Source organism: Bacterioplanoides sp. (genome assembly GCF_965219715.1).
GTDB lineage: Bacteria > Pseudomonadota > Gammaproteobacteria > Pseudomonadales > Oceanobacteraceae > Bacterioplanoides.
Genome location: NZ_OZ244785.1, coordinates 2,580,364 through 2,603,630 on the forward strand (window position 1 = coordinate 2,580,364; position 23,267 = coordinate 2,603,630).

At 49.9% G+C, this 23,267-nt stretch carries 26 protein-coding genes; 16 read left to right on the top strand and 10 right to left on the bottom strand.

All coding sequences use genetic code 11. The features are described 5' to 3' along the window. Positions 1-9: 9 nt before the first annotated feature. The 7 genes from hpf to ACOQOZ_RS12215 all read right to left on the bottom strand — a co-directional run bounded on the left by hpf (position 10) and on the right by ACOQOZ_RS12215 (position 5,876). Entirely contained in the window at positions 10-312 is a 303-nt protein-coding gene (gene hpf, locus ACOQOZ_RS12185) for a ribosome hibernation-promoting factor, HPF/YfiA family (RefSeq protein ID WP_420588440.1), read from the bottom strand. A 45-nt stretch (positions 313-357) separates the two neighbouring features. Continuing rightward, positions 358-1,911: an RNA polymerase factor sigma-54 gene (locus ACOQOZ_RS12190; RefSeq protein ID WP_420588441.1), complete on the bottom strand. Its 1,554-nt coding sequence runs from the start codon at positions 1,909-1,911 to the stop codon at positions 358-360. Between the two features lie 211 nt (positions 1,912-2,122). Continuing rightward, entirely contained in the window at positions 2,123-2,851 is a 729-nt protein-coding gene (lptB, locus tag ACOQOZ_RS12195; protein ID WP_420588442.1) for an LPS export ABC transporter ATP-binding protein, read from the bottom strand. Continuing rightward, the gene (gene lptA, locus ACOQOZ_RS12200) at positions 2,848-3,375 is read right to left on the bottom strand and encodes a lipopolysaccharide transport periplasmic protein LptA (protein WP_420588443.1); all 528 of its coding nucleotides are present in this window, start codon (positions 3,373-3,375) and stop codon (positions 2,848-2,850) included. The genes lptB and lptA overlap by 4 nt, the downstream gene beginning before the upstream one ends. Beyond that, on the bottom strand, positions 3,362-3,922 hold the full coding sequence (gene lptC / locus ACOQOZ_RS12205; RefSeq protein WP_420588444.1) for an LPS export ABC transporter periplasmic protein LptC: 561 nt from the start codon (positions 3,920-3,922) through the stop codon (positions 3,362-3,364). Before lptC ends, lptA begins: the two co-directional genes overlap by 14 nt. Then, positions 3,922-4,917 carry a KpsF/GutQ family sugar-phosphate isomerase gene (locus tag ACOQOZ_RS12210; RefSeq protein ID WP_420588445.1) on the bottom strand — a complete coding sequence of 332 codons (996 nt, stop codon included), beginning with the start codon at positions 4,915-4,917 and terminating at the stop codon, positions 3,922-3,924. The genes lptC and ACOQOZ_RS12210 overlap by 1 nt, the downstream gene beginning before the upstream one ends. Continuing rightward, complete coding sequence (locus ACOQOZ_RS12215) at positions 4,914-5,876, bottom strand: calcium/sodium antiporter (protein WP_420588446.1); 963 nt, start codon at positions 5,874-5,876, stop codon at positions 4,914-4,916. The genes ACOQOZ_RS12210 and ACOQOZ_RS12215 overlap by 4 nt, the downstream gene beginning before the upstream one ends. A 198-nt stretch (positions 5,877-6,074) precedes the next feature. On the opposite strand from ACOQOZ_RS12215, the gene ACOQOZ_RS12220 reads away from it, so the two are divergent. The 11 genes from ACOQOZ_RS12220 (at position 6,075) to ACOQOZ_RS12270 (ending at position 15,132) form a co-directional block, all read left to right on the top strand. Continuing rightward, positions 6,075-6,890, top strand: a complete 816-nt coding sequence (locus ACOQOZ_RS12220) for an ATP-binding cassette domain-containing protein (RefSeq protein ID WP_420588447.1) — start codon at positions 6,075-6,077, stop codon at positions 6,888-6,890. Beyond that, complete coding sequence (gene mlaE / locus ACOQOZ_RS12225; RefSeq protein WP_420588448.1) at positions 6,890-7,678, top strand: lipid asymmetry maintenance ABC transporter permease subunit MlaE; 789 nt, start codon at positions 6,890-6,892, stop codon at positions 7,676-7,678. Before ACOQOZ_RS12220 ends, mlaE begins: the two co-directional genes overlap by 1 nt. 2 nt (positions 7,679-7,680) lie before the next feature. Then, positions 7,681-8,142, top strand: coding sequence for an outer membrane lipid asymmetry maintenance protein MlaD (gene mlaD, locus ACOQOZ_RS12230; RefSeq protein ID WP_420588449.1), 462 nt, complete (start codon positions 7,681-7,683; stop codon positions 8,140-8,142). A gap of 32 nt (positions 8,143-8,174) precedes the next feature. Beyond that, positions 8,175-8,834 carry an MlaC/ttg2D family ABC transporter substrate-binding protein gene (locus ACOQOZ_RS12235; RefSeq protein WP_420588450.1) on the top strand — a complete coding sequence of 220 codons (660 nt, stop codon included), beginning with the start codon at positions 8,175-8,177 and terminating at the stop codon, positions 8,832-8,834. A gap of 1 nt (position 8,835) precedes the next feature. Then, positions 8,836-9,162, top strand: coding sequence for an STAS domain-containing protein (locus ACOQOZ_RS12240; RefSeq protein ID WP_420588451.1), 327 nt, complete (start codon positions 8,836-8,838; stop codon positions 9,160-9,162). Positions 9,163-9,255: 93 nt separating this feature from the next. Continuing rightward, positions 9,256-9,492, top strand: a complete 237-nt coding sequence (locus ACOQOZ_RS12245; protein ID WP_420588452.1) for a BolA family protein — start codon at positions 9,256-9,258, stop codon at positions 9,490-9,492. Between the two features lie 3 nt (positions 9,493-9,495). Beyond that, entirely contained in the window at positions 9,496-10,770 is a 1,275-nt protein-coding gene (gene murA / locus ACOQOZ_RS12250; RefSeq protein WP_420588453.1) for a UDP-N-acetylglucosamine 1-carboxyvinyltransferase, read from the top strand. Between the two features lie 23 nt (positions 10,771-10,793). Beyond that, positions 10,794-11,441 (top strand): ATP phosphoribosyltransferase, encoded by a 648-nt coding sequence (hisG, locus tag ACOQOZ_RS12255; RefSeq protein ID WP_420588454.1) that lies wholly within the window; start codon positions 10,794-10,796, stop codon positions 11,439-11,441. Positions 11,442-11,495: 54 nt separating this feature from the next. Continuing rightward, positions 11,496-12,800, top strand: coding sequence for a histidinol dehydrogenase (gene hisD / locus ACOQOZ_RS12260; protein ID WP_420588455.1), 1,305 nt, complete (start codon positions 11,496-11,498; stop codon positions 12,798-12,800). Between the two features lie 298 nt (positions 12,801-13,098). Continuing rightward, on the top strand, positions 13,099-14,178 hold the full coding sequence (gene hisC, locus ACOQOZ_RS12265; protein ID WP_420588456.1) for a histidinol-phosphate transaminase: 1,080 nt from the start codon (positions 13,099-13,101) through the stop codon (positions 14,176-14,178). A 45-nt stretch (positions 14,179-14,223) separates the two neighbouring features. Further along, positions 14,224-15,132 (top strand): LysR family transcriptional regulator, encoded by a 909-nt coding sequence (locus ACOQOZ_RS12270; protein ID WP_420588457.1) that lies wholly within the window; start codon positions 14,224-14,226, stop codon positions 15,130-15,132. Between the two features lie 18 nt (positions 15,133-15,150). On the opposite strand, the gene ACOQOZ_RS12275 is transcribed toward ACOQOZ_RS12270, so the two are convergent. Continuing rightward, positions 15,151-15,984 (bottom strand): CLCA_X family protein, encoded by an 834-nt coding sequence (locus tag ACOQOZ_RS12275; RefSeq protein WP_420588458.1) that lies wholly within the window; start codon positions 15,982-15,984, stop codon positions 15,151-15,153. Between the two features lie 186 nt (positions 15,985-16,170). On the opposite strand from ACOQOZ_RS12275, the gene ACOQOZ_RS12280 reads away from it, so the two are divergent. The 3 genes from ACOQOZ_RS12280 to ACOQOZ_RS12290 all read left to right on the top strand — a co-directional run bounded on the left by ACOQOZ_RS12280 (position 16,171) and on the right by ACOQOZ_RS12290 (position 20,235). After that, a complete protein-coding gene (locus tag ACOQOZ_RS12280; RefSeq protein WP_420588459.1) occupies positions 16,171-16,779 on the top strand; it encodes a LysE family translocator in 609 nt (202 codons plus the stop codon). 160 nt (positions 16,780-16,939) lie between these two features. After that, positions 16,940-18,952: a neutral/alkaline non-lysosomal ceramidase N-terminal domain-containing protein gene (locus ACOQOZ_RS12285; protein ID WP_420588460.1), complete on the top strand. Its 2,013-nt coding sequence runs from the start codon at positions 16,940-16,942 to the stop codon at positions 18,950-18,952. 257 nt (positions 18,953-19,209) lie between these two features. Continuing rightward, positions 19,210-20,235, top strand: a complete 1,026-nt coding sequence (locus ACOQOZ_RS12290; protein ID WP_420588461.1) for a DctP family TRAP transporter solute-binding subunit — start codon at positions 19,210-19,212, stop codon at positions 20,233-20,235. 36 nt (positions 20,236-20,271) lie between these two features. Here the strand turns inward: ACOQOZ_RS12290 and ACOQOZ_RS12295 are convergent, their stop codons facing one another. Then, positions 20,272-21,153 carry an alpha/beta hydrolase gene (locus tag ACOQOZ_RS12295; protein WP_420588462.1) on the bottom strand — a complete coding sequence of 294 codons (882 nt, stop codon included), beginning with the start codon at positions 21,151-21,153 and terminating at the stop codon, positions 20,272-20,274. Positions 21,154-21,340: 187 nt separating this feature from the next. Here ACOQOZ_RS12295 and ACOQOZ_RS12300 point away from each other — a divergent pair, with 187 nt between their 5' ends. Continuing rightward, positions 21,341-21,709 carry a glutaredoxin family protein gene (locus ACOQOZ_RS12300; protein WP_420588463.1) on the top strand — a complete coding sequence of 123 codons (369 nt, stop codon included), beginning with the start codon at positions 21,341-21,343 and terminating at the stop codon, positions 21,707-21,709. 234 nt (positions 21,710-21,943) lie between these two features. Next, positions 21,944-22,348, top strand: a complete 405-nt coding sequence (locus ACOQOZ_RS12305) for an MAPEG family protein (protein WP_420588464.1) — start codon at positions 21,944-21,946, stop codon at positions 22,346-22,348. Positions 22,349-22,479: 131 nt separating this feature from the next. Here ACOQOZ_RS12305 and ACOQOZ_RS12310 read toward each other — a convergent pair whose 3' ends face one another. Then, on the bottom strand, positions 22,480-23,133 hold the full coding sequence (locus ACOQOZ_RS12310) for a TetR/AcrR family transcriptional regulator (protein WP_420588465.1): 654 nt from the start codon (positions 23,131-23,133) through the stop codon (positions 22,480-22,482). Between the last annotated feature and the right edge of the window lie 134 nt (positions 23,134-23,267).

Consider the following 23,267-nt stretch of genomic DNA (forward strand, 5'->3'; position numbering starts at 1 on the left):
TGCTGAAACTCAGTGACCGTGATTACGGGCTACCAGTTTTTCTTTGTGCTTAAGTACCTGACGATCCAGCTTATCGATCATAGCGTCGATAGCGGCATACATATCATCGCTGTCAGCGCTGGCATTCATATCAGCACCACTGACGTGGATGGTTGCTTCGGCGTGATGGCGCTCGTCTTTTTCGACGGTTAACGTCACCTGAGCTTTGGTTACATGGTCAAAATGACGGGTGATCTTGCCCATTTTTTCTTCCACGTGGGCTTGCATTGCTTCCGTAATCTCAACGTGATGGCCGCTCACATTAATCTGCATAGTTCAGACTCCTTCTTCATTGTCTGAGGTGTTTTTCAGCTGCAATTAAATCAGCTGTTTACGTTCGTTGGAAGGTGGGATCTGCATCGCTTCGCGGTATTTAGCCACGGTACGACGCGCAACTTTAATCCCCTTCTCGCCTAACATCGCTGCAATTTTATTGTCACTCAGAGGCTTACGCTGGTTCTCTTCGGCAATCAGCTTCTTAATCATGGCGCGGATTGCAGTCGAGGAGCACTCACCACCACTATCGGTGCTGACGTGACTGGAGAAGAAATATTTCAGCTCAAAAATACCACGCGGTGTGTGCATATACTTTTGAGTGGTAACCCGGGAGATGGTCGATTCATGCATGCCAACCGCTTCAGCAATATCGTGTAATACCAGCGGCTTCATTTTCTCTTCGCCTTCTTCGAAGAATTCGATCTGATATTCAACAATCTTGGTGGCGACTTTCAGCAAAGTATCATTACGGCTTTGCAGGCTCTTGATAAACCAGCGGGCTTCCTGAAGGTGATCTTTGATAAAGGTATTATCAGCGCTGTTGTCTGAGCGTTTTACCAAAGAAGCATAACTTTCATTAACGCGCAGTTTCGGCGCGATATCCGGGTTCAGCTCAACCCGCCATTCATCACGGATATTGCGTACAATCACATCCGGAACAACGTATTCCGCCTGGTCTGGTGAAATGCCAGCTCCCGGCTTCGGATTTAATTCTTTAACAAGACGCAGAACCGCTTTCAGGCTGTCTTCTTTCAGCTTGGTTTTGCGCATCAGGGTTGGATAATCTTTGCTGCCCAGCATATCGATGTAATCACCGATCACCAGTTGCGCTTCTTTCAGCCACGGGGTGTCGGTTGGCAGCTGGGCTAATTGCAGCAATAAACACTCACGCAGATCGCGACAGAAAACACCGGCCGGATCAAATTGCTGCAGACGACGCAGTACAACTTTAACCTCGTCCTCTTCGACTTCCAGCTCCGGATCCATACTCTCGAGAATGTCTTCGACGCTGGTATGCAGGTAGCCGTCGCTATCAACACCATCAATAAACATCAGAGCGATTTCGCGGTCTGTGTCGGTCATGGGTGTCAGGTTTAATTGCCACAGTAAGTGGTCTTGCAGATCGTCGGTGGTTGCGTGGCGGGAGTCATAATCAAAATCATCATCCGCCGGACCGGCACTGGAAGAAACGCCGGCACTGGGTTGATAGGTGTCATCCCAGTTGCTGTCCATCGGTAAATCTTCAGGCAGCTGTTCGTTCGACAGGTGATCAGTGACTTCCTGATTGTCCGGAGTACTGACTTCATCCATCGTTTCAGCTACGTCATTGCTATTGCTGTCGCTGGCGTTTGCACTGTATTCATTCAGCTCTGCCGAGTCATTACTGGCCGCTTCCGAATTATTGTCGCTGGAGTTTTCCGCAGGGATATCGTCCGGACCATGCTCTTCGCTTTCGAGCATTGGATTCGAATCAAGTGCTTCTTGAATTTCTTGTTGCAGATCCAGTGTGGACAGTTGTAACAGACGAATGGCCTGCTGCAACTGGGGTGTCATGGTCAGCTGCTGACCCATCTTTAACTGGAGAGATGCTTTCATAGATGTCGCTATTCACCTGATGTTTGCGACCCGCTAACAAAAATCCGGGCCAACCGATCTATTGCATTATAGGCAAAGCAGCGGCACTTGGAATCCCTGTTGTTACTGATATGTCATAAATATTGCTTGACCCCCGGTTTATCGGGGGCTGAAGCAAATAAAGAAAAGAGAAAGGAAGAACAGAAACGGTAGAAAAGCAGAAAACGGTGGATTACAGGCTGAAATCATCACCCAGGTAGATTTTCCGCACTTGTTCATTGGCGAGTACGTCATCCGCACCACCTTCAGCAATAATGTGGCCGCCGCCCACAATATAAGCCTTTTCACAGATCGCCAGCGTTTCGCGCACACTGTGGTCGGTAATTAATACACCAATACCGCGATCTTTCAGCTGACGAATAATATCCATAATGTCGGATACCGAAATCGGGTCGACACCGGCAAACGGCTCATCCAGCAGAATAAATGAAGGTTCAGCCGCCAATGCCCGGGCAATTTCTACCCGACGGCGTTCACCACCAGACAGGGCCATACCCAGACTGGAACGAATATGTTGGATATGAAACTCATCCAGCAAACCTTCGAGACGTTGCTGACGCTCTTCACGATTCAGATCTTTGCGGGTCTCAAGAATGGCCATGATGTTATCCGCCACGGTCAGCTTGCGGAAAATCGACGCTTCCTGTGGCAGATAGCCAATGCCTTTCTGAGCACGACCGTGCATCGGTAAATGGCTGATATCTTCATCGTCAATTTTAATCCGGCCTTTATCGGCCTGAACCAGATTAACGATCATATAAAAACAGGTGGTTTTACCAGCACCGTTAGGCCCGAGTAGCCCTACGATCTGGCCGCTCTGAACCGACATGGAAACATCTTTTACCACTTCCCGGCCGTTGTAGCTTTTTGCCAGATGTTCGGCTTTGAGGGTCTTAATCATGGCTGTTCTTTTTCCGGTTGAATAACCACTTTGATACGCTGCTGCGGTTCAGCTTCAGCACCAACATCGGTTTGTGTCGATTTCGCCAGTACTTTTTCGTTGGCGATGTCGTAGGTGATTTTTTCGCCGCTGAACTCATTGCCTTCCTGTTGCATACGACCGTCACCGGTAATCTGCACTTCTTTGCGGGCAGCAAAATAATCAATACGATTGCCCTGGGCACGGGTCAGTCCCTGATCAACATTGATTTGTTGCTGATAACGGGCCGGGTTGCCTTCAGCAACGGCTTTTTCCAGCACATTACCATTGCGGATAATCATCAGACGGTCGGATTCGATTTTTAATGTGCCCTGAGTCAGGACCACGTTGCCTTTGTAAATAACAATGCCGGCTTTGCGATCAAGTTCAGCACTGTCTGACAGAATGGTCATTTCCTGTTGAGCATCTTCCGGTAACGCCTGAACAGCAGCTGCGACAAAAGCCAGCACAGCCACCACAAAAGTACGGAAATTATTGCGGTACATATTGGGTTTCAACCTTAGCCTTTAATTCCATTCGTTGTTTCTTCATATCCATCACCATACCCACAGCATCAACCCGGGTATGTGGGTCCGTGATAATAACCGGTTGTTCCGTTTGCGCCAGCTGGCGTTTGGTAAAGTAGTCTAAAGACTGAGTCTGAATGACTACGCCATTGCTGTTATCAGAATCCAGCGGGCGGACTTCAACATCACGACGCAGACTTAATAAATCATCCTGATCGTTCATTGAGCCTTCTTCCGCGACGACTTGCCAGACCATGCCATCCTCATCCTGAACATGAATTACCGGCCCCTGAAATACGGTATTGTCCGAAATCGGATAGTGGGTTGAGCGTTCCGCCGAAAAGCTTTGCTCCATACGTCCCTGGTCATCATAGCGGCGGTTAAATAATACCTGACCGTAATAATCCGGTTCCGAAGTCTGACGTTCAGACAAGGTCGCTGTAGATTCCTGGGTATAGTTATCCACCGCCAGCAGAGCAACGCCAAAAAGCAGGGTCATTACCAGCAGCAGATAACGTTTACGCATCAGATCACTCCGGCACGCAATAAATCGTGCATGTTAATCACACCGGCAACCTCCTCGTCGCCGTTCATGACCACCAGCGCGTTAATTTTGTTGTCTTCCATTACTTTTAACGCTTCTGCCGCAAGAATTCCCGGCTCGGTAGTTTTACAACCAGCGGTCATCACATCAGCAATTTTTGCACTGTGAATATCAACGCCATGATCAATCGCACGACGTAAGTCACCATCGGTGAAAATCCCTAACAGGTTGCCACCCTGCTGCACCGTCGTCATGCCCAACCCTTTTGACGTTACCACCAGCAACGCCTCCGACATCGGAGTGTCCGGGGTAACAACCGGAATCTGCTTACCGGCATGCATAATGTTTTCGACTTTCAGCAACAAACGACGACCCAGGCTGCCGCCCGGATGAGAGAAGGCAAAATCTTCGGCGGTAAAACCACGGGCTTCTAACAAGGCGATGGCCAATGCATCCCCCATCACCAGAGCCGTTGTGGTTGAAGACGTCGGCGCCAGATCCAACGGACAGGCTTCCTGCTCCACACCAGTGTTCAGATGAGCATCTGCAGCTTTCGCCAGGCTGGAAGCCGGCTTACCGGTCATACTGATCAGACCACAATCAAGGCGTTTGAACAGTGGCAGTAAGCTGGTTACCTCGCCACTTTCGCCGGAGTTAGATAAGGCGATCACCACATCTTCCGACTGAATCATGCCCATGTCACCGTGGCTGGCTTCACCCGGATGAACAAAAAATGCAGGCGTACCGGTACTGGCCAATGTCGCCGCAATTTTATTACCGATATGACCCGACTTGCCCATGCCGGTAACCACAACACGGCCTTTGCAATTCAGAATCATCTGACACGCTTTCACAAACGCTTCATCAATGCGTGGCTTCAGATTGATGATGGCCTGTTGCTCCAGCTCGATTGTGCGCTGGCCAGACTTAATAAAATCAAATTCTGTTTTCGGAGTATCTGTATTGTTGCTGCTCATTGGGCGCTCATATAAAACAAAGTAACTAAATATCCGGCGTAACTGGCACTTAATAAAGCGCCGGAGGCACGGCCCAGAGTGCCTTTACGATAACTGATTAAAAACAGAATCAATAGCGCAAAGGTCAATGCCATCATCACGCTGTAATCCCGGTACAGCGCCATCGGCTCAACCGCGGTAACCGCAACCAATCCCGGAATTGGCATCACCGCTAATAAATTAAACATATTGGAGCCAATCACGTTACCAATGGCAATGTCGTGATGGCCTTTTAAAGCACTGGCAACAGAAGCAGCCAGCTCAGGCAGGCTGGTACCAATCGCCACAATTGTTAAACCGATCACCAGGTCGCTGACTCCGAATGCACGAGCCACTTCCGTTGCCCCCCACACCAGCATTTTTGAGCTCAACATCAAGGCAACCAGGCCAGCCACCAGCCAGAACAAAGCGGATTTCAGATCGGTATTCTCAATCGCTTCCGCTTCTTCATCATCAACAATGGCTTCACCGGATTCCTGAGAATCCTGAAACATCAGATACAGCGCAAAAACCAGCGCCGCAATTAAGATACTGGCGTCGATCCAGTTTAATTCCAGATCCGCCAATACCAGGCCACCAATAATGGAAATCAGCACCAGTAAAGGCAGCTCTTTTTTCAGTAACTTTTTCTGCAGCGGGATTGGGCTGACCAGGGCGGTAACACCTAACACCAGGGCGATATTAGTGATGTTGGAACCCAACGCATTACCAATGGCCAGGTTTCCAGCACCATCCAGCGAAGCCATGGTAGACACAAACATCTCAGGTGCCGACGTGCCGATGGACACAATGGTCAAGCCAACCAGTAATGGCGACATACCTAATTTTCGCGCCGTAGCCGCAGCACCAATTACAAAACTATCAGCACTCCAGACCAGTATCACCAGACCAACGATGATGGTCGCGTACGCCATTAACATATTGCTCACTTTCCAGATATGACAGAGACAAAAAATAAACGCGCCATTGTACCCGAGCACTGCCACTTAGCAATTGCAACAATGCGTTTTGTGGGCTGGTACTAATATGTTCTGTTTACACAGAGTTACAGCATTGGTTCTGTAATAACATTCGGCTATGCTAGCTCAATCACAGTACTGAGAGATAAGGACGTATTCATGTCCTCAGAGCAGCCCTACGTTTCCATACGTGGAATGAGCTTCAGCCGTGGCAACCGGCTGATTTACGACAATATGGATGTTGATTTTCCACGCGGAAAAGTAACGGCCATCATGGGACCCAGCGGTACGGGTAAAACCACACTGCTGCGACTGATTGGCGGACAACTGATGCCCGACAGCGGCAGCATTGTTGTTGATGGCCACAGCATTCCGGAATTATCCCGCAAAGACTTGTTCGATTTTCGTCGGAAAAATATGAGCATGTTGTTCCAGACCGGAGCGCTGTTCACCGATCTGAATGTTTTCGATAACGTCGCCTTTCCATTAAGAGTGCACACCGACATTCCCGAAACCATGATTCGTGACCTGGTGCTCATGAAGCTGGAGGCGGTTGGTTTACGTGGCGCCCACGACCTTAACCCGGCAGAACTTTCCGGAGGGATGGCACGGCGAGTGGCACTGGCACGTTCGATTGCCATGGACCCGGAAGTCATCATGTATGACGAACCTTTTACCGGTCTCGACCCGATCTCAATGGGCATGATTGTGAAACTGATCCGCGGCCTGAACCAGGCACTGGGTCTGACCAGCCTGCTGGTTTCTCACGATATCGAGGAGTCCTGCAACATCGCCGACTATTTATGCGTACTGTCGGGTGGCAAGGTCATTGGCTTTGGTACTCCGGAAGAATTGCTGAATGAAGGCAATGACGAAGTAAAACAATTCCTCAAAGGTGATCCGGATGGTCCGGTGCCATTCCATTACCCGGCTGCGGATTATCGCAGCGAGCTGCTGTCCGGAGGCGTTAAATAATGAATTTATTTGAGCGTTATCTGGCGATGGGCCGCTATGGTGTTGAATCGATTCAGTCACTGGGTCGCGCCACGATCCTGATGGCAAATTCTGTTACCTGGGGTGGCCCGGGGAGCGCCGGATTCTCAGATCTGGTTACTCAGATTCACTCCGTTGGTGTGCGATCGCTTTCTATTATTCTTGTCGCTGGCTTCTTTGTTGGCATGGTACTGGGCCTGCAGGGCTATACCATTTTGTCGGACTTCGGTTCTGAAGCAGCACTCGGCACCATGGTGTCGCTGACACTACTGCGTGAACTTGGCCCGGTAATGACGGCCCTGTTATTTGCCGGTCGGGCAGGTTCTGCGCTGACGGCGGAAATTGGCCTGATGAAAGCCACCGAACAATTATCCGCCATGGAGATGATGGGCGTTGATCCACTGAAGCGAGTGATTACTCCGCGTCTGTGGGCGGGTCTGATCTCCATGCCGATTCTGGCGTTGCTGTTCAGCACCGTTGGTATCTGGGGTGGCGCGTTTGTCGCCGTCGATATGCTCGGCATTGATGAAGGCGCGTATTGGGGCAACATGCAGGCCTCTGTCGATTTTTATGAAGACGTAATCAAAGGTGTTATCAAGTCAGTAGTGTTTGGCTTAGTAGTCACCTGGATTGCGGTTTATCAGGGTTACGACTCAATACCAACATCCGAAGGTATTGGTAAAGCAACAACTCAAACCGTGGTGATCTCGTCACTGGCGGTACTGGGACTGGATTTTGTATTGACTGCCGTCATGCTGGGAGGCATTTAATTATGCGCATGCGTTTTGTAGAACTGACCGTTGGCACTTTTATGGTTCTGGGCATTATTGCTCTGGTGTTAATGGCTTTACGGGTCAGCGGCCTGTCAACTCAGGGCAATGGCGACACCTATACCCTGAAAGCCCGCTTTGAAAACCTCGCTGGGTTAACCGAGCGAGCCAAGGTTTCCATGTCTGGTGTAACCATTGGTCGGGTAACCAAAGTGTATCTCGATCCTGAGTGGTACTCCGCCGTGGTGGAAATGGAAATTGATACCTCAATGAGCACCCTGACGCTGGATACGTCCGCAGCCATCCTGACCGCTGGCCTGCTAGGTGAGAAATACATCGGCCTGACGGTTGGCGCCGAAGAAGAATACCTGGAAGACGGCGACTGGGTCGAAGACACCCAATCGGCTTTGGTATTAGAGGAATTAATTGGTCGCTTCCTGTTTAATAAAGCAGAAGAAGGCTGATTGCCGCCGCGACAAAGGACTAGGAGAGAAACATGCGCGCACTGTTACTGTTAATGACGTTGTTGTTCAGCCAGCTAAGCCTGGCCGCAGGAGAAGAGCTGGCTGAGCAGGCTCATGAAGTTGTGAAACGCACAACCGAAGAACTGCTGGACACCATCAACAATAATCGTAACTACTATGAGAGCGATAAAGCCAAGTTCTTCTGGGAACTGGAAGACGTACTGGGGCCAATGGTCGACTTTAAACGTCTGACCCGTCGCATCATGGGCAAACACTACCGCAAAGCCAGCCTGGATCAGCGCAAACGTTTTGCCCGTGCTTTTAAGCGCAGCCTGTTGAGCTCTTACGCCACCGGTCTGATCGAATTCGAAGACTATGACGTGCGTGTTCTGCCTCCTAAAACCGGGGTAAAGAATACCCTGCGAAACACCTTGGTGGATCTTGAGGTCGTTACCCCAAGCGGTAAGGTTTTCCCGATTACCCAAAGCATGTATCTGCACCATCGCGACCGCCGCTGGATGGCTCAGAACGTGATTGTTAACGGCATCAACGTAGGCAAGCTGTTCAACGAACAATTCTCCCAGATGGTGTCCCAGGCAGACGGCAATATCGGTCTGGCCATCGACAACTGGATTGATGCATTAAAGCAACAAGGCCGCAAGCTGCGTAAAAAGCAGCAAACAGGTGAATAATATGGTGAACGCCGAATTACGTATGACCAGCTCGTCCTGCGCCTGCCTCAGCGGCGATCTGCTGAACAGCACCGTTATAGAGGTGATTGAACCGGGCAAACATCTGCTATCGAAAGCCGGTTCAGAGTGGACTGTGGATATGTCTGGTGTTGGCCGTGTATCCAGCGTTGGAGTCGCACTGATTCTTGAATGGCTGCGTGCCGCCAACGAGCAAAACACCACACTGAAAATCAAAAATCTGCCGCAACATATGTTGCCGATTATCGATATCAGTGACCTTCAACCTGTGATTGAACCTCTTCTCGACCGATCCAGCCGCGCCAAATAGCAATCGCGCCGCTCCGGTGGCGCTTTTCCCTTCGGTTTATCTTACAAATCCGCTATGATTGGGCGTTTTCTCAAGCTGAGTAGTGAAGCGCTTATGACCCCGGCGGAAATTCTGCAAGTTCTGCAATCTGAAGCTCCTGAAGTGAACTGGTTTGTTGACGGTGACGGCTACAAATACGAAGTAGAAGCCGTGGCTGATGTCTTTGATGGCCTCAACGCAGTTAAGCGCCAGCAGTTTGTCTACAAAATTCTGAATCCATATATCGCCGATGGCCGTATTCACGCGGTAACCATTCGCGCTCTGACCCCTGCCGAAAAAGCAGGAGCTTGATTTATGGATAGCCTGCGAATAGTCGGCGGTAATCGCCTCGACGGTGAAGTACGCATTTCCGGCGCAAAAAACTCCGCTCTGCCAATTATTGCCGCCACTCTGCTGGCTGATGGCGTTATGCACGTTGGCAATCTGCCACACCTGCACGACATCACCACCATGCTTGAGCTGTTAGGCTGCATGGGCGTTCAGGTTGCCATCAATGAAGATATGTCGGTTGAAACCGACTGCGGCGATATGAACAGCTGTGTTGCACCGTATGATCTGGTGCGCACCATGCGCGCATCCATCCTGGTATTGGGCCCGTTGCTGGCGAAACACGGTGAAGCCGAAGTATCGCTGCCAGGTGGTTGTGCCATTGGCTCCCGTCCGGTGGATTTACACATCCGCGGTATGGAAGCCATGGGCGCCGAAGTTGAAGTGGTGGATGGCTACATCAAGGCCAAAGCACCGGGTGGCCGTTTAAAGGGCGCTCATATCTTCTTCGATATGGTTACTGTAACCGGCACCGAAAACGTATTAATGGCCGCTGTGCTGGCTGATGGCAAAACCACCATCGAGAATGCTGCACGTGAGCCGGAAGTGGTCGACCTGGCGAACTGCCTGGTAGCCATGGGCGCCAAAATTGAAGGTATTGGCACCGATACCCTGGTGATTGAAGGCGTTGAAAGCCTGCAAGGTTGTTACTTCGATGTACTGCCTGACCGTATCGAAACCGGTACTTATCTGGTTGCTGCCGCTGTAACCGGCGGTCGCGTTAAGTGTAAGGACACCGACCCATTACTAATGGAAGCGGTACTGCACAAGCTTGAAGAAGCCGGCGCCAAAATCACTACCGGTGATGACTGGATCGAACTGGATATGGAAGGCCGCCGCCCTAAAGCAGTGAACGTTAAAACGGCACCACACCCGGCGTTCCCAACCGATATGCAGGCACAGTTTGTGGTACTGAATGCCATTGCCGAAGGCACAGGCACCGTTATAGAAACCATCTTCGAAAACCGCTTTATGCACGTTAACGAACTGATGCGTATGGGTGCTGATATTCACGTTGAAGGCAATACCGCCATTGTTACTGGTAAAGAAGGTTTAACTTCTGCACCGGTAATGGCAACCGACTTGCGTGCATCTGCCTCGCTGGTGATTGCCGCTCTGGTTGCCGACGGCGCAACCGACGTAAACCGTATTTACCACATCGACCGTGGTTACGAATGTATTGAAGAAAAATTCCAGCAACTGGGCGCGAACATTCGTCGTGTCTCAGGTGGAAGTCGCTAAATCTGTTAATTAGAGAAGAACTGATGACTCAACCATTAACCATTGCCCTCTCCAAAGGCCGTATCTTAGATGACACCTTACCTCTGCTGGCAGAGGCAGGTATTCATCCGGTGGAGGACATTAAAAAGAGTCGTAAGCTGATCTTCGATACCAACCATGATCATATTAAGCTGATCGTACAGCGTGCCGTAGACGTACCTACTTACGTTGAATACGGTGCCGCTGACTTAGGTATTGCTGGTAAAGACGTATTAATGGAATACGGCAGCGATAATCTGTGTGAGCCGCTGGATTTAAACATCGCCACCTGTCGTTTAATGACCGCGGCCATCAAAGACGCTGAAATGCCAGCAGGCCGTTTAAAAGTAGCGACCAAGTTCGTCAACGTTGCTAAGCGTTACTTTGCTGAGCAAGGCCGCCAGGTGGATATCATCAAGTTATACGGTGGTATGGAACTGGCGCCGATTATGAATCTGGCCGATATGATCGTTGATATTGTTGATACCGGTAATACCTTAAAAGCCAACGGCCTGGAAGCGCGCGATCTGATTGCACCAATCAGCTCACGCCTGGTAGCTGGTCGTGCGGCAATGAAGGTTAAACACGCTCAGATCCAACCCATTATTGATCAGATGGCAGCAGCCGTAGAACGTCAGCGTAACGCCGGTTAATCCCCTTTTCTGCCTCTGAATTGTTCAGGGGCAACATTTATTCAGGTACACCTTATGGCCATTGATATTCGTCGTTTAAGCTCGGATCAGGCTGATTTTGCCGAGCAAATGGATGCCTTATTAGCCTGGGAAGCGGTTTCCGATCACCAGGTTCAGCAAATTGTTACCGATATTCTTGCCGACGTGAAAACGCGTGGCGACGCTGCCGTGGTGGAATATTCCAACCGTTTTGATCACCTGCATGCCACCAGCATGTCTGAGCTGGAACTGAATCAGGAACAGCTGCAGCATGCTCTGGATACACTGCCGGATGATCAGCGTGCCGCTTTATTAAAAGCTGCAGAACGTGTGACGGCTTATCACGAAAAGCAAAAACAGGATTCTTGGCAATACACCGAAGCTGACGGCACCGTACTGGGCCAGAAAGTAACGCCGATGGATCGTGTTGGTATTTATGTACCGGGCGGTAAAGCGGCATACCCATCGTCAGTATTAATGAATGCGCTGCCAGCTCATGTTGCTGGTGTGCAGGAAATTATTATGGTGGTGCCAACTCCGGGTGGCGAAGTGAATCAGCTGGTATTGGCGGCAGCAGCCGTTGCCGGTGTGACCCGGGTATTTACCGTTGGTGGCGCACAAGCTGTTGCCGCTCTGGCGTATGGCACGCAAACCGTACCTAAGGTCGATAAAATTGTTGGCCCGGGTAATATCTTTGTTGCGACCGCTAAGCGCCAGGTATTTGGTGCGGTTGGTATCGATATGATTGCTGGCCCATCGGAAATTCTGGTGGTGTGTGATGGCAAAACCGATCCTGACTGGATTGCGATGGATTTATTCTCCCAGGCGGAACACGATGAAGACGCCCAGGCGATTCTGGTTTCTCCGGATGCAGATTTCCTCGATCAGGTAAAAGCCAGCATCGATAAATTGCTGCCGGATATGCAACGCTCCGACATTATTCGAGCTTCTCTCGCTGGCCGTGCTGCGTTAATTAAAGTAGCGGATATGGATGAAGCGTTGGAAGTAACCAACCGTATCGCCCCTGAGCACTTAGAATTATCGGTGGAAGATCCACAGGCGTTATTGCCACAGATTCGCCACGCTGGCGCTATCTTTATGGGTCGCCACACATCGGAAGCGTTAGGTGACTATTGCGCCGGACCGAACCACGTATTACCAACTTCCGGTACTGCGCGTTTCTCTTCGCCACTGGGTGTATACGACTTCCAGAAACGTTCGTCGTTAATTATGTGTTCGCCGGACGGTGCTTCTGAACTGGGTAAAGTAGCTTCGGTTCTGGCTCGTGGTGAGCACCTGGAAGCGCACGCACGTTCTGCTGAATACCGTATTAAAAAATAGTCCGGATTAAGCAACAATTAAATTTAAACACTGAAAATAAAAAGGCGGCATCTTTTTAGCCGCCGCCCCGAAGGCACATCCCTGTGCCTGCCGGGCTACCGCGACATCCTGTCGCTGCTATAAAAAAGATCCTGCCCTTTTATTTTTTACGACGTAAAAGCGTAAGCGCTCCGGTGTTAATGCAGATCAACCTTCTATGGCATGGATGCCATAGCAGAGCCTATAGGGACATATTCACGGCGTGTTGAGCGCATTAATTCCGGAGGGATTAAGCGATTAGAAAACCTTCGAGAAAATTATGGCCTCCATCACAGATCAGGTAGAACAATTAATCCGCCCGGAAATTCGCGCATTACAGGCGTACCCGGTAGGCGATGCCAGCGGCATGATTAAACTGGATGCGATGGAAAACCCATTCACCTGGCCAGAAGAAATGGTCAACGAGTGGCAAGGCATTCTCGCCGAATGCGCCCTCAACCGTTATCCACATCCAACCGCTCCGGAAGTCTGCGACGGCTTGCGCAAGGTGATGCAGGTTCCAGAGCAATACGATATTTTGTTGGGTAATGGTTCTGATGAAATTATTCAGTTATTAGCCATGGCCGTTGCCAAACCCGGCGCAAAAATTCTCGCACCCGAGCCTGGTTTTGTGATGTATAAAATGATCGCTACCTTTATTGGTATCGATTATGTTGGCGTGCCACTCAATGCCGATTTTTCCCTCGATATGGATGCTATGCTGGCGGCCATTAACGAGCAACAGCCTGAATTAATTTTCCTCGCCCAGCCAAACAACCCAACCGGTAATTTATGGGCGGAAGACGATTTACACGCCATCGTTAAAGCGAGTAACGGTCTAGTCGTTCTCGACGAAGCTTATCTGCCGTTCTCCAGCCGCAATCATCTGAACTGGTTGGATCAATATGACAAAGTACTGGTGATGCGCACACTTTCCAAAGTCGGTCTCGCTGGTCTGCGTCTGGGTATGTTGTTTGGTCGTCCTGAATGGCTGAACGAAATTAATAAAATCCGCATGCCATACAACATTAATGTTCTGACTCAGGCATCTGCTGCGTTTGCGCTGAAACACTATGACGTATTGGTTGATCAGTGTGAGCAACTAAAAGCTCAACGCAGCTGGCTGAATGAAGAGCTGAACAAATTGGGTTTTGAAACCTACACCTCTGAAGCCAACTTTATCCTGGCGCGTTGTCCACAAGGGCAACAGGCCAAAGAGATCTTTGCTACGCTGAAACAACAGAAAATTCTGATCAAATGCCTGGATGGCGGCCACCCACTACTGAGTAACTGCCTGCGTTTTACCGTGGGTAAAGCAGACGAGAACCAGGCACTGATTCAGGCATTGGCAAACCGTTAAGCAACCAGACTGGCTTGCACGAGAAAAAGTTGCAGAGAGGGTATCGTGGAACGTCTCAACCTTAACCTGCTGCGCGCCCTTGTGGTGCTGCTGGAGGAACGTAACGTTACCCAGGCAGCAAATCGGCTGCACCTGACCCAGTCTGCCATGAGTCGCCAGCTGAGCCAGCTGCGCGACTACTTTGGAGACCCATTGCTGGTACGTGAACAAAACGACTACCTGCTCAGTGCCCGCGCCAAACAGCTGCTACCCAAAGTGGATGCCATCCTGGCGGATGTGGATAACCTGAAGCAGGAGGAATTTAAACCGGAAACCTGCCAGCGCCGCTTCAGCTTTGCCTGCACCGATTACGTTGCTCAGTATATTTTTCCCGCAGTCATTAATCGCCTGCAGCGCCAGGCGCCGGGTATTGATCTGATTTACGAGGTCTGGAAACCCGAACAAATCACTCAATTGGGTCATCTACCCATGGATCTGGTATCTACCACGTTATCAGTTTTACCGGAAGGCTTATGCAGCATTTATCTTGGGGCCGACAAACCCGTCTGCCTGATGAGTAAAAATCATCCCTTAGCTGAACACAGTGAGGTTGTACTGGCAGATGCCGCTGACTACCCGTTTGTACGCCTGAACAGCGGCGGCGACAAAGATTCCTTTATCGACAAATCACTGGAAAAACACGGATTAAATCGCCGGATTTTGTTCGAAGTGCCATATTTTTCTGCAGCGTTTGAAGTGGTGGCCAGCAATCATAGCCTGATGATTTTACCGGAGCACATCGCCGATACAGCGATGCAGCATTTAGCGCTGGATTATCGGCCTTTGGATATTCGTGCACCGGAAAATCATTACCACCTGTGCTGGCACGAATTACACGATAAGGACCCGGCACATGCCTGGTTACGTGAGTGTATTGCCGAAGAAATGAAGCTATCGAATTATTCTCCCAAATAAACAGTCGAAAAATACGATTTATAGTAATGCCCGGCCCAAGGTAGAGAAATACTGCTGGAAACAACGATTAATCCGTAAACGCTGATCTCCCTGAGGATACAAACCGGCTTTGGCTTCCGGCGATTCCTTACTGCCTTTAACCAGAAAGTGATTTTTAACCGATGAGTCCTGAACAAAGGCTTCAAAAGCCCGGGCACAAATCTCTTCCGGCTGGCTGTAATAAAAACTGTTCTGTTGTTTATCGGCGGCAACCGATGCTTTAAATAATTCTGACGGCGCTTCGCCATCGGCACTGATCAGAATCGCCTGGTAACAATCAGCTAATAACTGATTCAGCGGATGATCAATCATTTCGTGGTCGTCCACCCACAATCTTGAAGCAAAATCCGTATCCGGTTTCAGCATATCCGGCTCAAACATTTTGCCCGCAATATAATGATCAAACGCATGAAACCATTCATGAGCGATACTGCCCGGCCCGGCGTTTTTTGCCAGCGCAAAATTGCGTTGCAGTGGCGAATAATGCGCAGAAACTCCCGGGCGACCGCCGGTGCCATATTGTAAACCCAGAGTGCCGCGTAACGAGATCAGTTCACGGCGGATTTTCAGCAGCTTTGAGGTTAGATACGAGCGCCCCTGTGGTCCGATCAGAATCTGAGTTAAATCACACAAGGCATCAAAGAATAGACCGGCGGCTTTTTCCTGTTCTTTGTCGGAGACCCAACGGCCAACATCCACACCACGAAAGCCAAACAGCTGGCGAATGGTGAGAAAATCCGGAATCACACCACCGAGAATCTGGCGATGATCCGGGCCACTGCGGTAAAACTCACGTTGATTAAAACGGCTCATATCGCTCTTTATCAGAACCCGTTAACGGGCAAACGATGGCCATTATATGCGATTAACAGCGCCATCTGAGCTGCCATGCAAAAAACTCATAGCGGGTATCGCAAGCTTTTGTTTCCGCTGTTTCGAGGCAACTTCTAAAATACCGTCATTGCTATCGAACAGAACAAAGATTAACGGGTAAACACGATGACTTTAACCAGCTGGCTTTCCCTGGTCGCGATATGTGTACTGGGCGCTTTATCACCCGGCCCCAGCCTCGCTGTGGTATTGAAACAAAGCATGAATAACGATGCCAAACACGGCATGGTGGCCGGTATCAGCCACGCCATGGGGGTTGGCCTGTGGGCAGTGTTAACCATCTTTGGCTTGGGTGTGTTAGTGAGCGAATCGCCACTGCTGTTCAGCATCCTGACTTATGCCGGTGCGGCTTATTTAGCCTGGATGGGCGTTCAGGCGTTACGTGCCGGAAAGAGCGAAGTGCAGCCACTGACCAATGGCCGCAGTGAATATCTGCAGGCGGCACGCGATGGTCTGATGATTTCGTTACTGAATCCTAAACTGGCGATCTTCTTCCTGGCATTGTTTTCACAATTCATCTCAGCCGACGACAGCATCGCCGACCAGCTGTTAATGATTTCGACGGTAACCATTATCGACGGCTGCTGGTACGTATTGGTGGCTTTGGTTCTCAGTCGCATGGGGTTGTTGCAAACACTGGCGAATCATTCACAGCTGATTAACAAAATTACCGGCGTTTTTTTTATCGCACTGGCGGTCAGGGTTATTACCCTCTGACTTATAGCTCACAGCAATTACAGATATCAGGCCGGAATAAAATGACGGTCAGATAAAGACACTTCACTCTTTTTCCCGGCCGACCAAACGTCGGCAATTCACACTGCCCGGATATCCTTGTGTGGTGCACACTATGCGGCATAAACATAAGGATAATCCGATGCTCACCAGAATAGTTTCCCTTGCCTTGTTACTGCTGCTCAGCGCCTGCAGTCAGAAGCAACAATTTACCTTTGAACAACCCAACGACCAGATAAAAGCCAGCGGCGAACAATTTATTGCCGGAGTTGGTATTCGCGATATCACACCGCCACCCGGCATCCCGCGAGCAGGCTACGCATTGTGGTCAACCACGGGGGAAGGTTTCCGCACACGTTTATATGCCCGCGCGTATTATATGCAAGGCAACAACGGCCAGTCTTATGCCATGATCCAGACCGACCTGATGGCGGGCTCACGTATTTTATTAGCGCGGGTCGCCGAACTGGTGAATGAAACGACCGGCTTACACGCAGGTAATATAACGATTACCGCAACCCATACCCATTCAAGCCCGGGTCAGTTTCTGGGTTCCGAGTTTTATAATAAACACGCTTCACACAAAAACGGTTACGACCCGCAGTTTGCTGAATTTCTTGCACAACAACTGGCCGATGCGCTGATCGATGCCTATACCAGCCGGGTACCGGCCAAAGTGGCCAGCGGTAAAAAAGCGGTATGGGGGCTAACCCGTAATCGCTCAATCGAACCTTTCAGCAATAACCATAATCATCAGGATGTTGAACAAACCAACGCTGCGGTTTTTCACGAAATTAATCCTTATATGTATATGGTTCGCCTGGATGGCTTAACCGCTGATGGCAGTTATCAGCCAATGGGAGCGTTTATGAGCTTCTCCATTCATGGTACTTCCATCCCGCGCTGGGACCCGATGTTTAACGGCGATTTATGGTCGTACTTTCAGGGCGATTTAAAACACAGGATTGAACGCGAATACCCACACAGCCATAACCTTGTCGTGGGTGGTTTTGAAGGCACCCACGGAGATATGGCACCGGCAATGCCGTTAAAACAATCCGGTTATATCTGGTCGAAAAACGTCGGCTCTGCTCTGGCAAAAGAAGGTTGGCAACTGTTCCGCCAACTGGAAAACAAACTCAGCGATAAAGCCGATATCCGTGTTGCAGCCCGCCATGTGGATATCCGTGACAATCCGGAAATTAATGGCACCGCCATCTGTGATGAAGCCGCTGCCGGAACCACACTCACCGCCGGACCTTATGAGCACGAGTCACCGGTACTGGCCTGGATTCCCGGTTTTAAACAAGGCAGCAGCCGCTGGTTTAATACCGAGGGTTGTCATGGCAATCGTCTGTTGGTGGGTGGAGCCTGGCTACAACCGCTGTTCGAACCCAAAGACAGCTTTCCGCGCGATATTTTATTCCAGTTAATTCAGATTGGAGATCTGGCCATTGCCCCACTGCCGTTTGAATTGACCGCAGAAACCGGCTTCCGGATTCAGGCAGCGATAGAACAAAGTTATACCGAAAAAGGTGAAGCGGTTCCCGACGTCATGGTCACCAGCCTGGCGAATGGTTATACCGGTTATATCACCACTCCGGAAGAATATGAGGTGCAGTATTACGAAGGCGGCCACACCATTTATGGGCGTTATTCACAACCTTATGTCACCCAGCACCTGGGATTATTATCTGCCGATTTATTAGAAAAAAACCGGGTGATGGAACTACCGCAGCAGTGGCAATTTAATCTGCCGGTTAAACAGTTTGTTGATTCCCATACGCTGGCTGCAACCCCGATCCGGAAAACTCTGACTCAGCCGACCTACCAGCTGCCGGAAATCAATCAGGAGGCTTTCTGGAGCTTTGATTGGCAGGATGTTCCCGCTGATCATATTCAATTGCATAAGCCATTGCTGAGCATTGAGACCAGTACCGATAAAATCCACTGGCAACCATTACAACAAAACGGCCTGCAAGTGGATGACAGCGGCTATGATTTATCGATACAAATGCTGGATGAAGGCAATGGCAGCGCAGACTATCGCGCCTATTGGTACAACCCGGTGTTTAACGGCAAACAGGTTTGGTATCGCTTTGTGGTACAGCCGCGCGGTAACGATTCGGTCTTATATTCCGCCGCATTTCACTAACAGCTTCTGAGAAAACGCCCTCAAACGACAGCGCCAAAACGGGAATAATACCACTCATTAAAAAACCATAATGAGTGGAATTATTCCCATGCCATTTCCGCCAGGCACTTAAGCCGGGTACTTCAGCCACCATTTTCTCCAGCATTTATCAAACCAACGCCTGACCAAAGTATGAACAGTACTGGCATAAGCGTTGCTGAGCAGAATCTGATCGATACACAGATATCGGCAGAATTCTAAAAACCAAGGAGAATCTCGTGAAGCCCGCTTTATTTAAATCAGCTCGCTTTAGCCACGTAAAACTGGCTGCTGTTTTATTATTAACTCTGTTCAGTAGTTCCCAACTGATGGCAGCCGACCAGGCTATTACCATTCGTTTTTCCCATGCCGTAGCCAGCAAAACCCCCAAAGGCCTGATGGCGCTAAAATTTAAAGAGCTGGCAGAGCAACGTTTACCCGGCAAGGTTAAGGTGAAAATTTATCCGCGTTCGCTGATGTATCTCGACAGCAATGTGGGTGAGGCAATTGCCAGCGGTAAGCTTGAGCTGGCGGCACCGGCACTATCAAAGCTTAGAAAGTACACCGCTCAATTACAGGTGTTTGATCTGCCGTTTTTGTTTCCCGATATGGCAGCGGTAGAACGCTTTCAACAAAGTCCGGCCGGACAGCAACTGCTGCGCAGCATGGAAGACTTTAATATCACCGGACTGGGTTATTTGCACAACGGTATGAAGCAGATGTCTGGCAATCAGAAAATTGCGACGCCCCGGGACCTGCAGGGAAAAACCTACCGGGTGATGAATTCTCCGGTACTCAAAGAACAGTTTATGGCCGTGGGTGCCATTCCGGAAGTAAAGCCATTTTCCCAGGTGTACGCATTGCTATCATCGGGGAAAATTGATGGCCAGGAAAATACCTGGTCGAATATTTATTCGTCCCATTTTTTCCGCGCGCAAAAACACATTACAGAAACCAACCACGGCGTGCTCGATTATATGGTGATCAGCTCTCCAACATTCTGGGCCAGTTTACCGGACGATATTCGCAGCGTTTTAAAACAATGTATTGAAGAAGCAATTGTGTACGGCAATCAGATTGCTGCACAGCAGAACTCTGACAATCGCCAGGCGGTTATCAGCAGTGGTGTGACTCAGGTTGCAACGTTAAATGAGCAACAACGCCAGCAGTGGATTAATGCCATGAAGCCGGTGTGGCAGGAGTTCAGCACAGAAATTGGTAATGCATTAATTACCGATGCGTTAATGGCCGGTCAGCAACCCTGAACCGGCGACTTATTCAGGGCAGAGCCAACAGCTGGCTCAGTCCTGAAGCGGCAATTTGTTAACAATCCAGTTCAGCAGCTGCTGGGGTTTTTCCATCGGTAAAAAGTGACTGGTACCATTAAAGGCATCAACCTGGGCATGGCCGATATGCTGCTGCAATTGCAGCCGTGCCTTTGGCCAGAAGGTTGAATCTTTTTCGCCCACCAGAATATGCAGCGGTTTATCCTGTGGAAAAATCCGCGCATATTTCATCGGCCGATGTTCCATCACACTAAAGCTGCGTGCCTCCCAGGCAGGGCGACACGCCAGTGTCACTCCCTGCTCTTCGTCAACAAAACCGTGTTCAACGTAATGATCCAACCAGCCCGGTTGCCAACCTTTAAAGCTGCTTTTACGGCGGTAAACATCCAGCGCCTGCTGACGAGTATCAAACCGCTCGCGTCGCCGCGCAGCACCTGCGGCAATTGGTAACCGATGGGTCTGGCCGAATAATTTTCCGGTAGCAACCAGCAGCGAAGTTTTACGATCAACAATCACAGGTTCAACCAGCAACACACCGGCAACTTTATCGCGTAATAACGTCGCCGCCGCCATGGAGGTCATGGCACCAAAAGAATGGCCTGCCAGCCACACCGGCTCCGGTTGCTGTTCGATTAATGCCGCCAGATCGCGATAATAAATATTCCAGCTGTTAAAGCGGCTGATATCGCCCACATCGCGACTTTCACCATGACCCCGGGCATCCCAGGCAATCACATTCACATGCTGGCTCAGGGCATCCAGCAACGGCTGATATAAACGTGCATGGAAGCCTGTGGCATGTGCCCAGTGCAACGTCGGACGACCAGGCTTATGAGGCCAGCGCCACAACCGCAGATTTTTACCATCAACACCAATAAACGAATCTGAAACAGGCATAACAGCCCTTAATAAACCGGGGAACCTTATCTATAACAACAAATCTATCGAATAGCAGTGGCTTTATTGATAACAGTGATATGCATTTTTGAACACAAAGTCACACGACCAAGGCATTAACAGTCTGAGAAAACCACCAATCTCATGTACAATGCCGCCCGATTTATAACCAGCCGGTAAACTTGTTATGTTGTTAAAAGTAATCCGCAATGTTCTGGGCTATAGCATTGCAGCAGTGGATGTCGTGACCCGTGGCAAAGGCCAGCAGCGCTCTGCTGAGCAACAGGAGAAGGTCGATGCAGAGACGCGTAATATGGCGCTGTACCAGTTCACTGCCTGCCCGTTTTGCATCAAAACCCGCCGTGCTATCCACAAGCTGGGCCTGAACATCGAAAAACGTGATGCCATGAACAACGCTCAGGCACGTGCCGAGCTGGAACAACAAGGCGGCCAGATCAAAGTGCCTTGCCTGCGTATTTCTGAAGCCGGTAAAGACGATGTCTGGATGTATGAATCCGGCGATATCATCGCTTATCTGCAGCAGCGCTTCGGCTGATAAAACAAGGTCACCGACGCCGTTTTATCCAGCTCGTTTTATCTAACGAGCCACCAGGCACAGCCATCCGATATGTCGTGCCTGGTAACGTCCCGGTTAATTGATTGTTCCGGGCAAATCCTTCCTCTGGCTGAATCCGCCATACCCAACGACTGTGTTTCCCAGTAGCCTGTGTTTCCCCCTTGTCAGCGACTCACTGTCACGGGTGTTTTTCAACATTCTGAGGAAATACATATGATTCCAATCAGTGGTTTTTATATTGCTCTGACTGCACTGCTATTGTTGATACTGGCTTATAAAGTGGTACAGCAACGTCTGAAATTAAAAATTGCTTTGGTCGATGGTGGCGAAAAAGCCATTACCGTTGCCATGCGGGCTCAGGCGAACGCAGTGGAAACCGCCGTTCCCACATTACTGCTGTTATTGGTTGCCGAACTAAACGGCGCATCAGCCTGGTTTCTGCACCTGTGTGGTTTGAGCTATTTATTCAGCCGCGTTTTTCACGCTTATGGCTTCACTAAATCCCAGGGAAAAACGCATCCAGGGCGTTATTACGGCACCTTGATTAACTGGATTGTGATGGTATTGCTGATTGGTTGGGCGTTGTTTTATTTTGCCATCAGTGCAAATGCCAGCTGATTGGCAATAAGGTAACAGCGTTAACGAAGCAGTCAGAACGCGGCAAAAGTAAGCGAGATCGCGGAGTTTATAACTCATAAATGAGCATATCGAGCTTACTTTTAACAAAGTTATGACAATGTAGTTAGCTGTTAAGAAAGCCAATCTGGTTTTGGCGAAAGCTGCTGCTGTAACTCTTCAATTTGCTCACGGTATTCGTCGGTCAGGTAAGGCCGCTCCAGCGTGAACACCTGATAAATTCCGCCCCATAACATCTGCTGCGAAATCTCGTCCTGACTTTCTGTTAATAAATTGCAACGCAGGAAAGAAAACCAGGAAGTCACCAGAATCCAGGTGTTAAGCGCCAGTGCATCAACATCATCTTCGCTGACGGTAATCATACCGGCCGCACCCAGACCGCGATAAATCTTACGCACCTGCTGCTGGCACACTTTAAAGAAATCACGATAACGCGCACGCAACGCTTCATCCGAGCTCAGCAAATGCTCCATATCACGGTGGATAAAACGGTATTCCCACAGCCCGGTAAACACATCTTTCAGGTAGTTCAGCTTATCGGTGGTGGTCAGCTGACGATCTTCAGGTACCTGCAGATTCTCAGACACCCGTTGTTCATAGGCCAGAAACAACTCGAAGATAATCGCCTGCTTATTTTTAAAGTGGTAGTAGAGATTCCCCGGCGAGATTTCCAGCCGCGCAGCGATATGATTGGTGGTAACCGAACGTTCGCCCTGCTCGTTAAACATGCTCAGGGCGGTATCCAGAATTCGCTGTTTTGTACTCATTCACACTCTCATTGATCAGGATCTTCACCGTCTGTCGCAGCCCTTTACCACTGCAGCGGTAACCGGGTTAAAGACGGCGGGCGACTATATCACGCTTTGATGTGGCTTCCGGCCAGACAGAGCTGTCTACCGGT

What these genes read in the sequence shown, in the direction of transcription:
- hisG (WP_420588454.1), top strand. Translation starts at nt 10,794, where the DNA reads ATGACTCAACCATTAACCATTGCCCTCTCCAAAGGCCGTATCTTAGAT.
- hisD (WP_420588455.1), top strand. Translation starts at nt 11,496, where the DNA reads ATGGCCATTGATATTCGTCGTTTAAGCTCGGATCAGGCTGATTTTGCC.
- murA (WP_420588453.1), top strand. Translation starts at nt 9,496, where the DNA reads ATGGATAGCCTGCGAATAGTCGGCGGTAATCGCCTCGACGGTGAAGTA.
- ACOQOZ_RS12240 (WP_420588451.1), top strand. Translation starts at nt 8,836, where the DNA reads ATGGTGAACGCCGAATTACGTATGACCAGCTCGTCCTGCGCCTGCCTC.
- ACOQOZ_RS12210 (WP_420588445.1), bottom strand. Translation starts at nt 4,917, where the DNA reads ATGAGCAGCAACAATACAGATACTCCGAAAACAGAATTTGATTTTATT.
- ACOQOZ_RS12305 (WP_420588464.1), top strand. Translation starts at nt 21,944, where the DNA reads ATGATTCCAATCAGTGGTTTTTATATTGCTCTGACTGCACTGCTATTG.
- ACOQOZ_RS12300 (WP_420588463.1), top strand. Translation starts at nt 21,341, where the DNA reads ATGTTGTTAAAAGTAATCCGCAATGTTCTGGGCTATAGCATTGCAGCA.
- ACOQOZ_RS12245 (WP_420588452.1), top strand. Translation starts at nt 9,256, where the DNA reads ATGACCCCGGCGGAAATTCTGCAAGTTCTGCAATCTGAAGCTCCTGAA.
- mlaD (WP_420588449.1), top strand. Translation starts at nt 7,681, where the DNA reads ATGCGCATGCGTTTTGTAGAACTGACCGTTGGCACTTTTATGGTTCTG.
- ACOQOZ_RS12295 (WP_420588462.1), bottom strand. Translation starts at nt 21,153, where the DNA reads ATGCCTGTTTCAGATTCGTTTATTGGTGTTGATGGTAAAAATCTGCGG.
- ACOQOZ_RS12275 (WP_420588458.1), bottom strand. Translation starts at nt 15,984, where the DNA reads ATGAGCCGTTTTAATCAACGTGAGTTTTACCGCAGTGGCCCGGATCAT.
- mlaE (WP_420588448.1), top strand. Translation starts at nt 6,890, where the DNA reads ATGAATTTATTTGAGCGTTATCTGGCGATGGGCCGCTATGGTGTTGAA.
- ACOQOZ_RS12285 (WP_420588460.1), top strand. Translation starts at nt 16,940, where the DNA reads ATGCTCACCAGAATAGTTTCCCTTGCCTTGTTACTGCTGCTCAGCGCC.
- lptB (WP_420588442.1), bottom strand. Translation starts at nt 2,851, where the DNA reads ATGATTAAGACCCTCAAAGCCGAACATCTGGCAAAAAGCTACAACGGC.
- ACOQOZ_RS12235 (WP_420588450.1), top strand. Translation starts at nt 8,175, where the DNA reads ATGCGCGCACTGTTACTGTTAATGACGTTGTTGTTCAGCCAGCTAAGC.
- ACOQOZ_RS12220 (WP_420588447.1), top strand. Translation starts at nt 6,075, where the DNA reads ATGTCCTCAGAGCAGCCCTACGTTTCCATACGTGGAATGAGCTTCAGC.
- lptC (WP_420588444.1), bottom strand. Translation starts at nt 3,922, where the DNA reads ATGCGTAAACGTTATCTGCTGCTGGTAATGACCCTGCTTTTTGGCGTT.
- ACOQOZ_RS12190 (WP_420588441.1), bottom strand. Translation starts at nt 1,911, where the DNA reads ATGAAAGCATCTCTCCAGTTAAAGATGGGTCAGCAGCTGACCATGACA.
- ACOQOZ_RS12215 (WP_420588446.1), bottom strand. Translation starts at nt 5,876, where the DNA reads ATGTTAATGGCGTACGCGACCATCATCGTTGGTCTGGTGATACTGGTC.
- hpf (WP_420588440.1), bottom strand. Translation starts at nt 312, where the DNA reads ATGCAGATTAATGTGAGCGGCCATCACGTTGAGATTACGGAAGCAATG.
- lptA (WP_420588443.1), bottom strand. Translation starts at nt 3,375, where the DNA reads ATGTACCGCAATAATTTCCGTACTTTTGTGGTGGCTGTGCTGGCTTTT.
- ACOQOZ_RS12280 (WP_420588459.1), top strand. Translation starts at nt 16,171, where the DNA reads ATGACTTTAACCAGCTGGCTTTCCCTGGTCGCGATATGTGTACTGGGC.
- hisC (WP_420588456.1), top strand. Translation starts at nt 13,099, where the DNA reads ATGGCCTCCATCACAGATCAGGTAGAACAATTAATCCGCCCGGAAATT.
- ACOQOZ_RS12310 (WP_420588465.1), bottom strand. Translation starts at nt 23,133, where the DNA reads ATGAGTACAAAACAGCGAATTCTGGATACCGCCCTGAGCATGTTTAAC.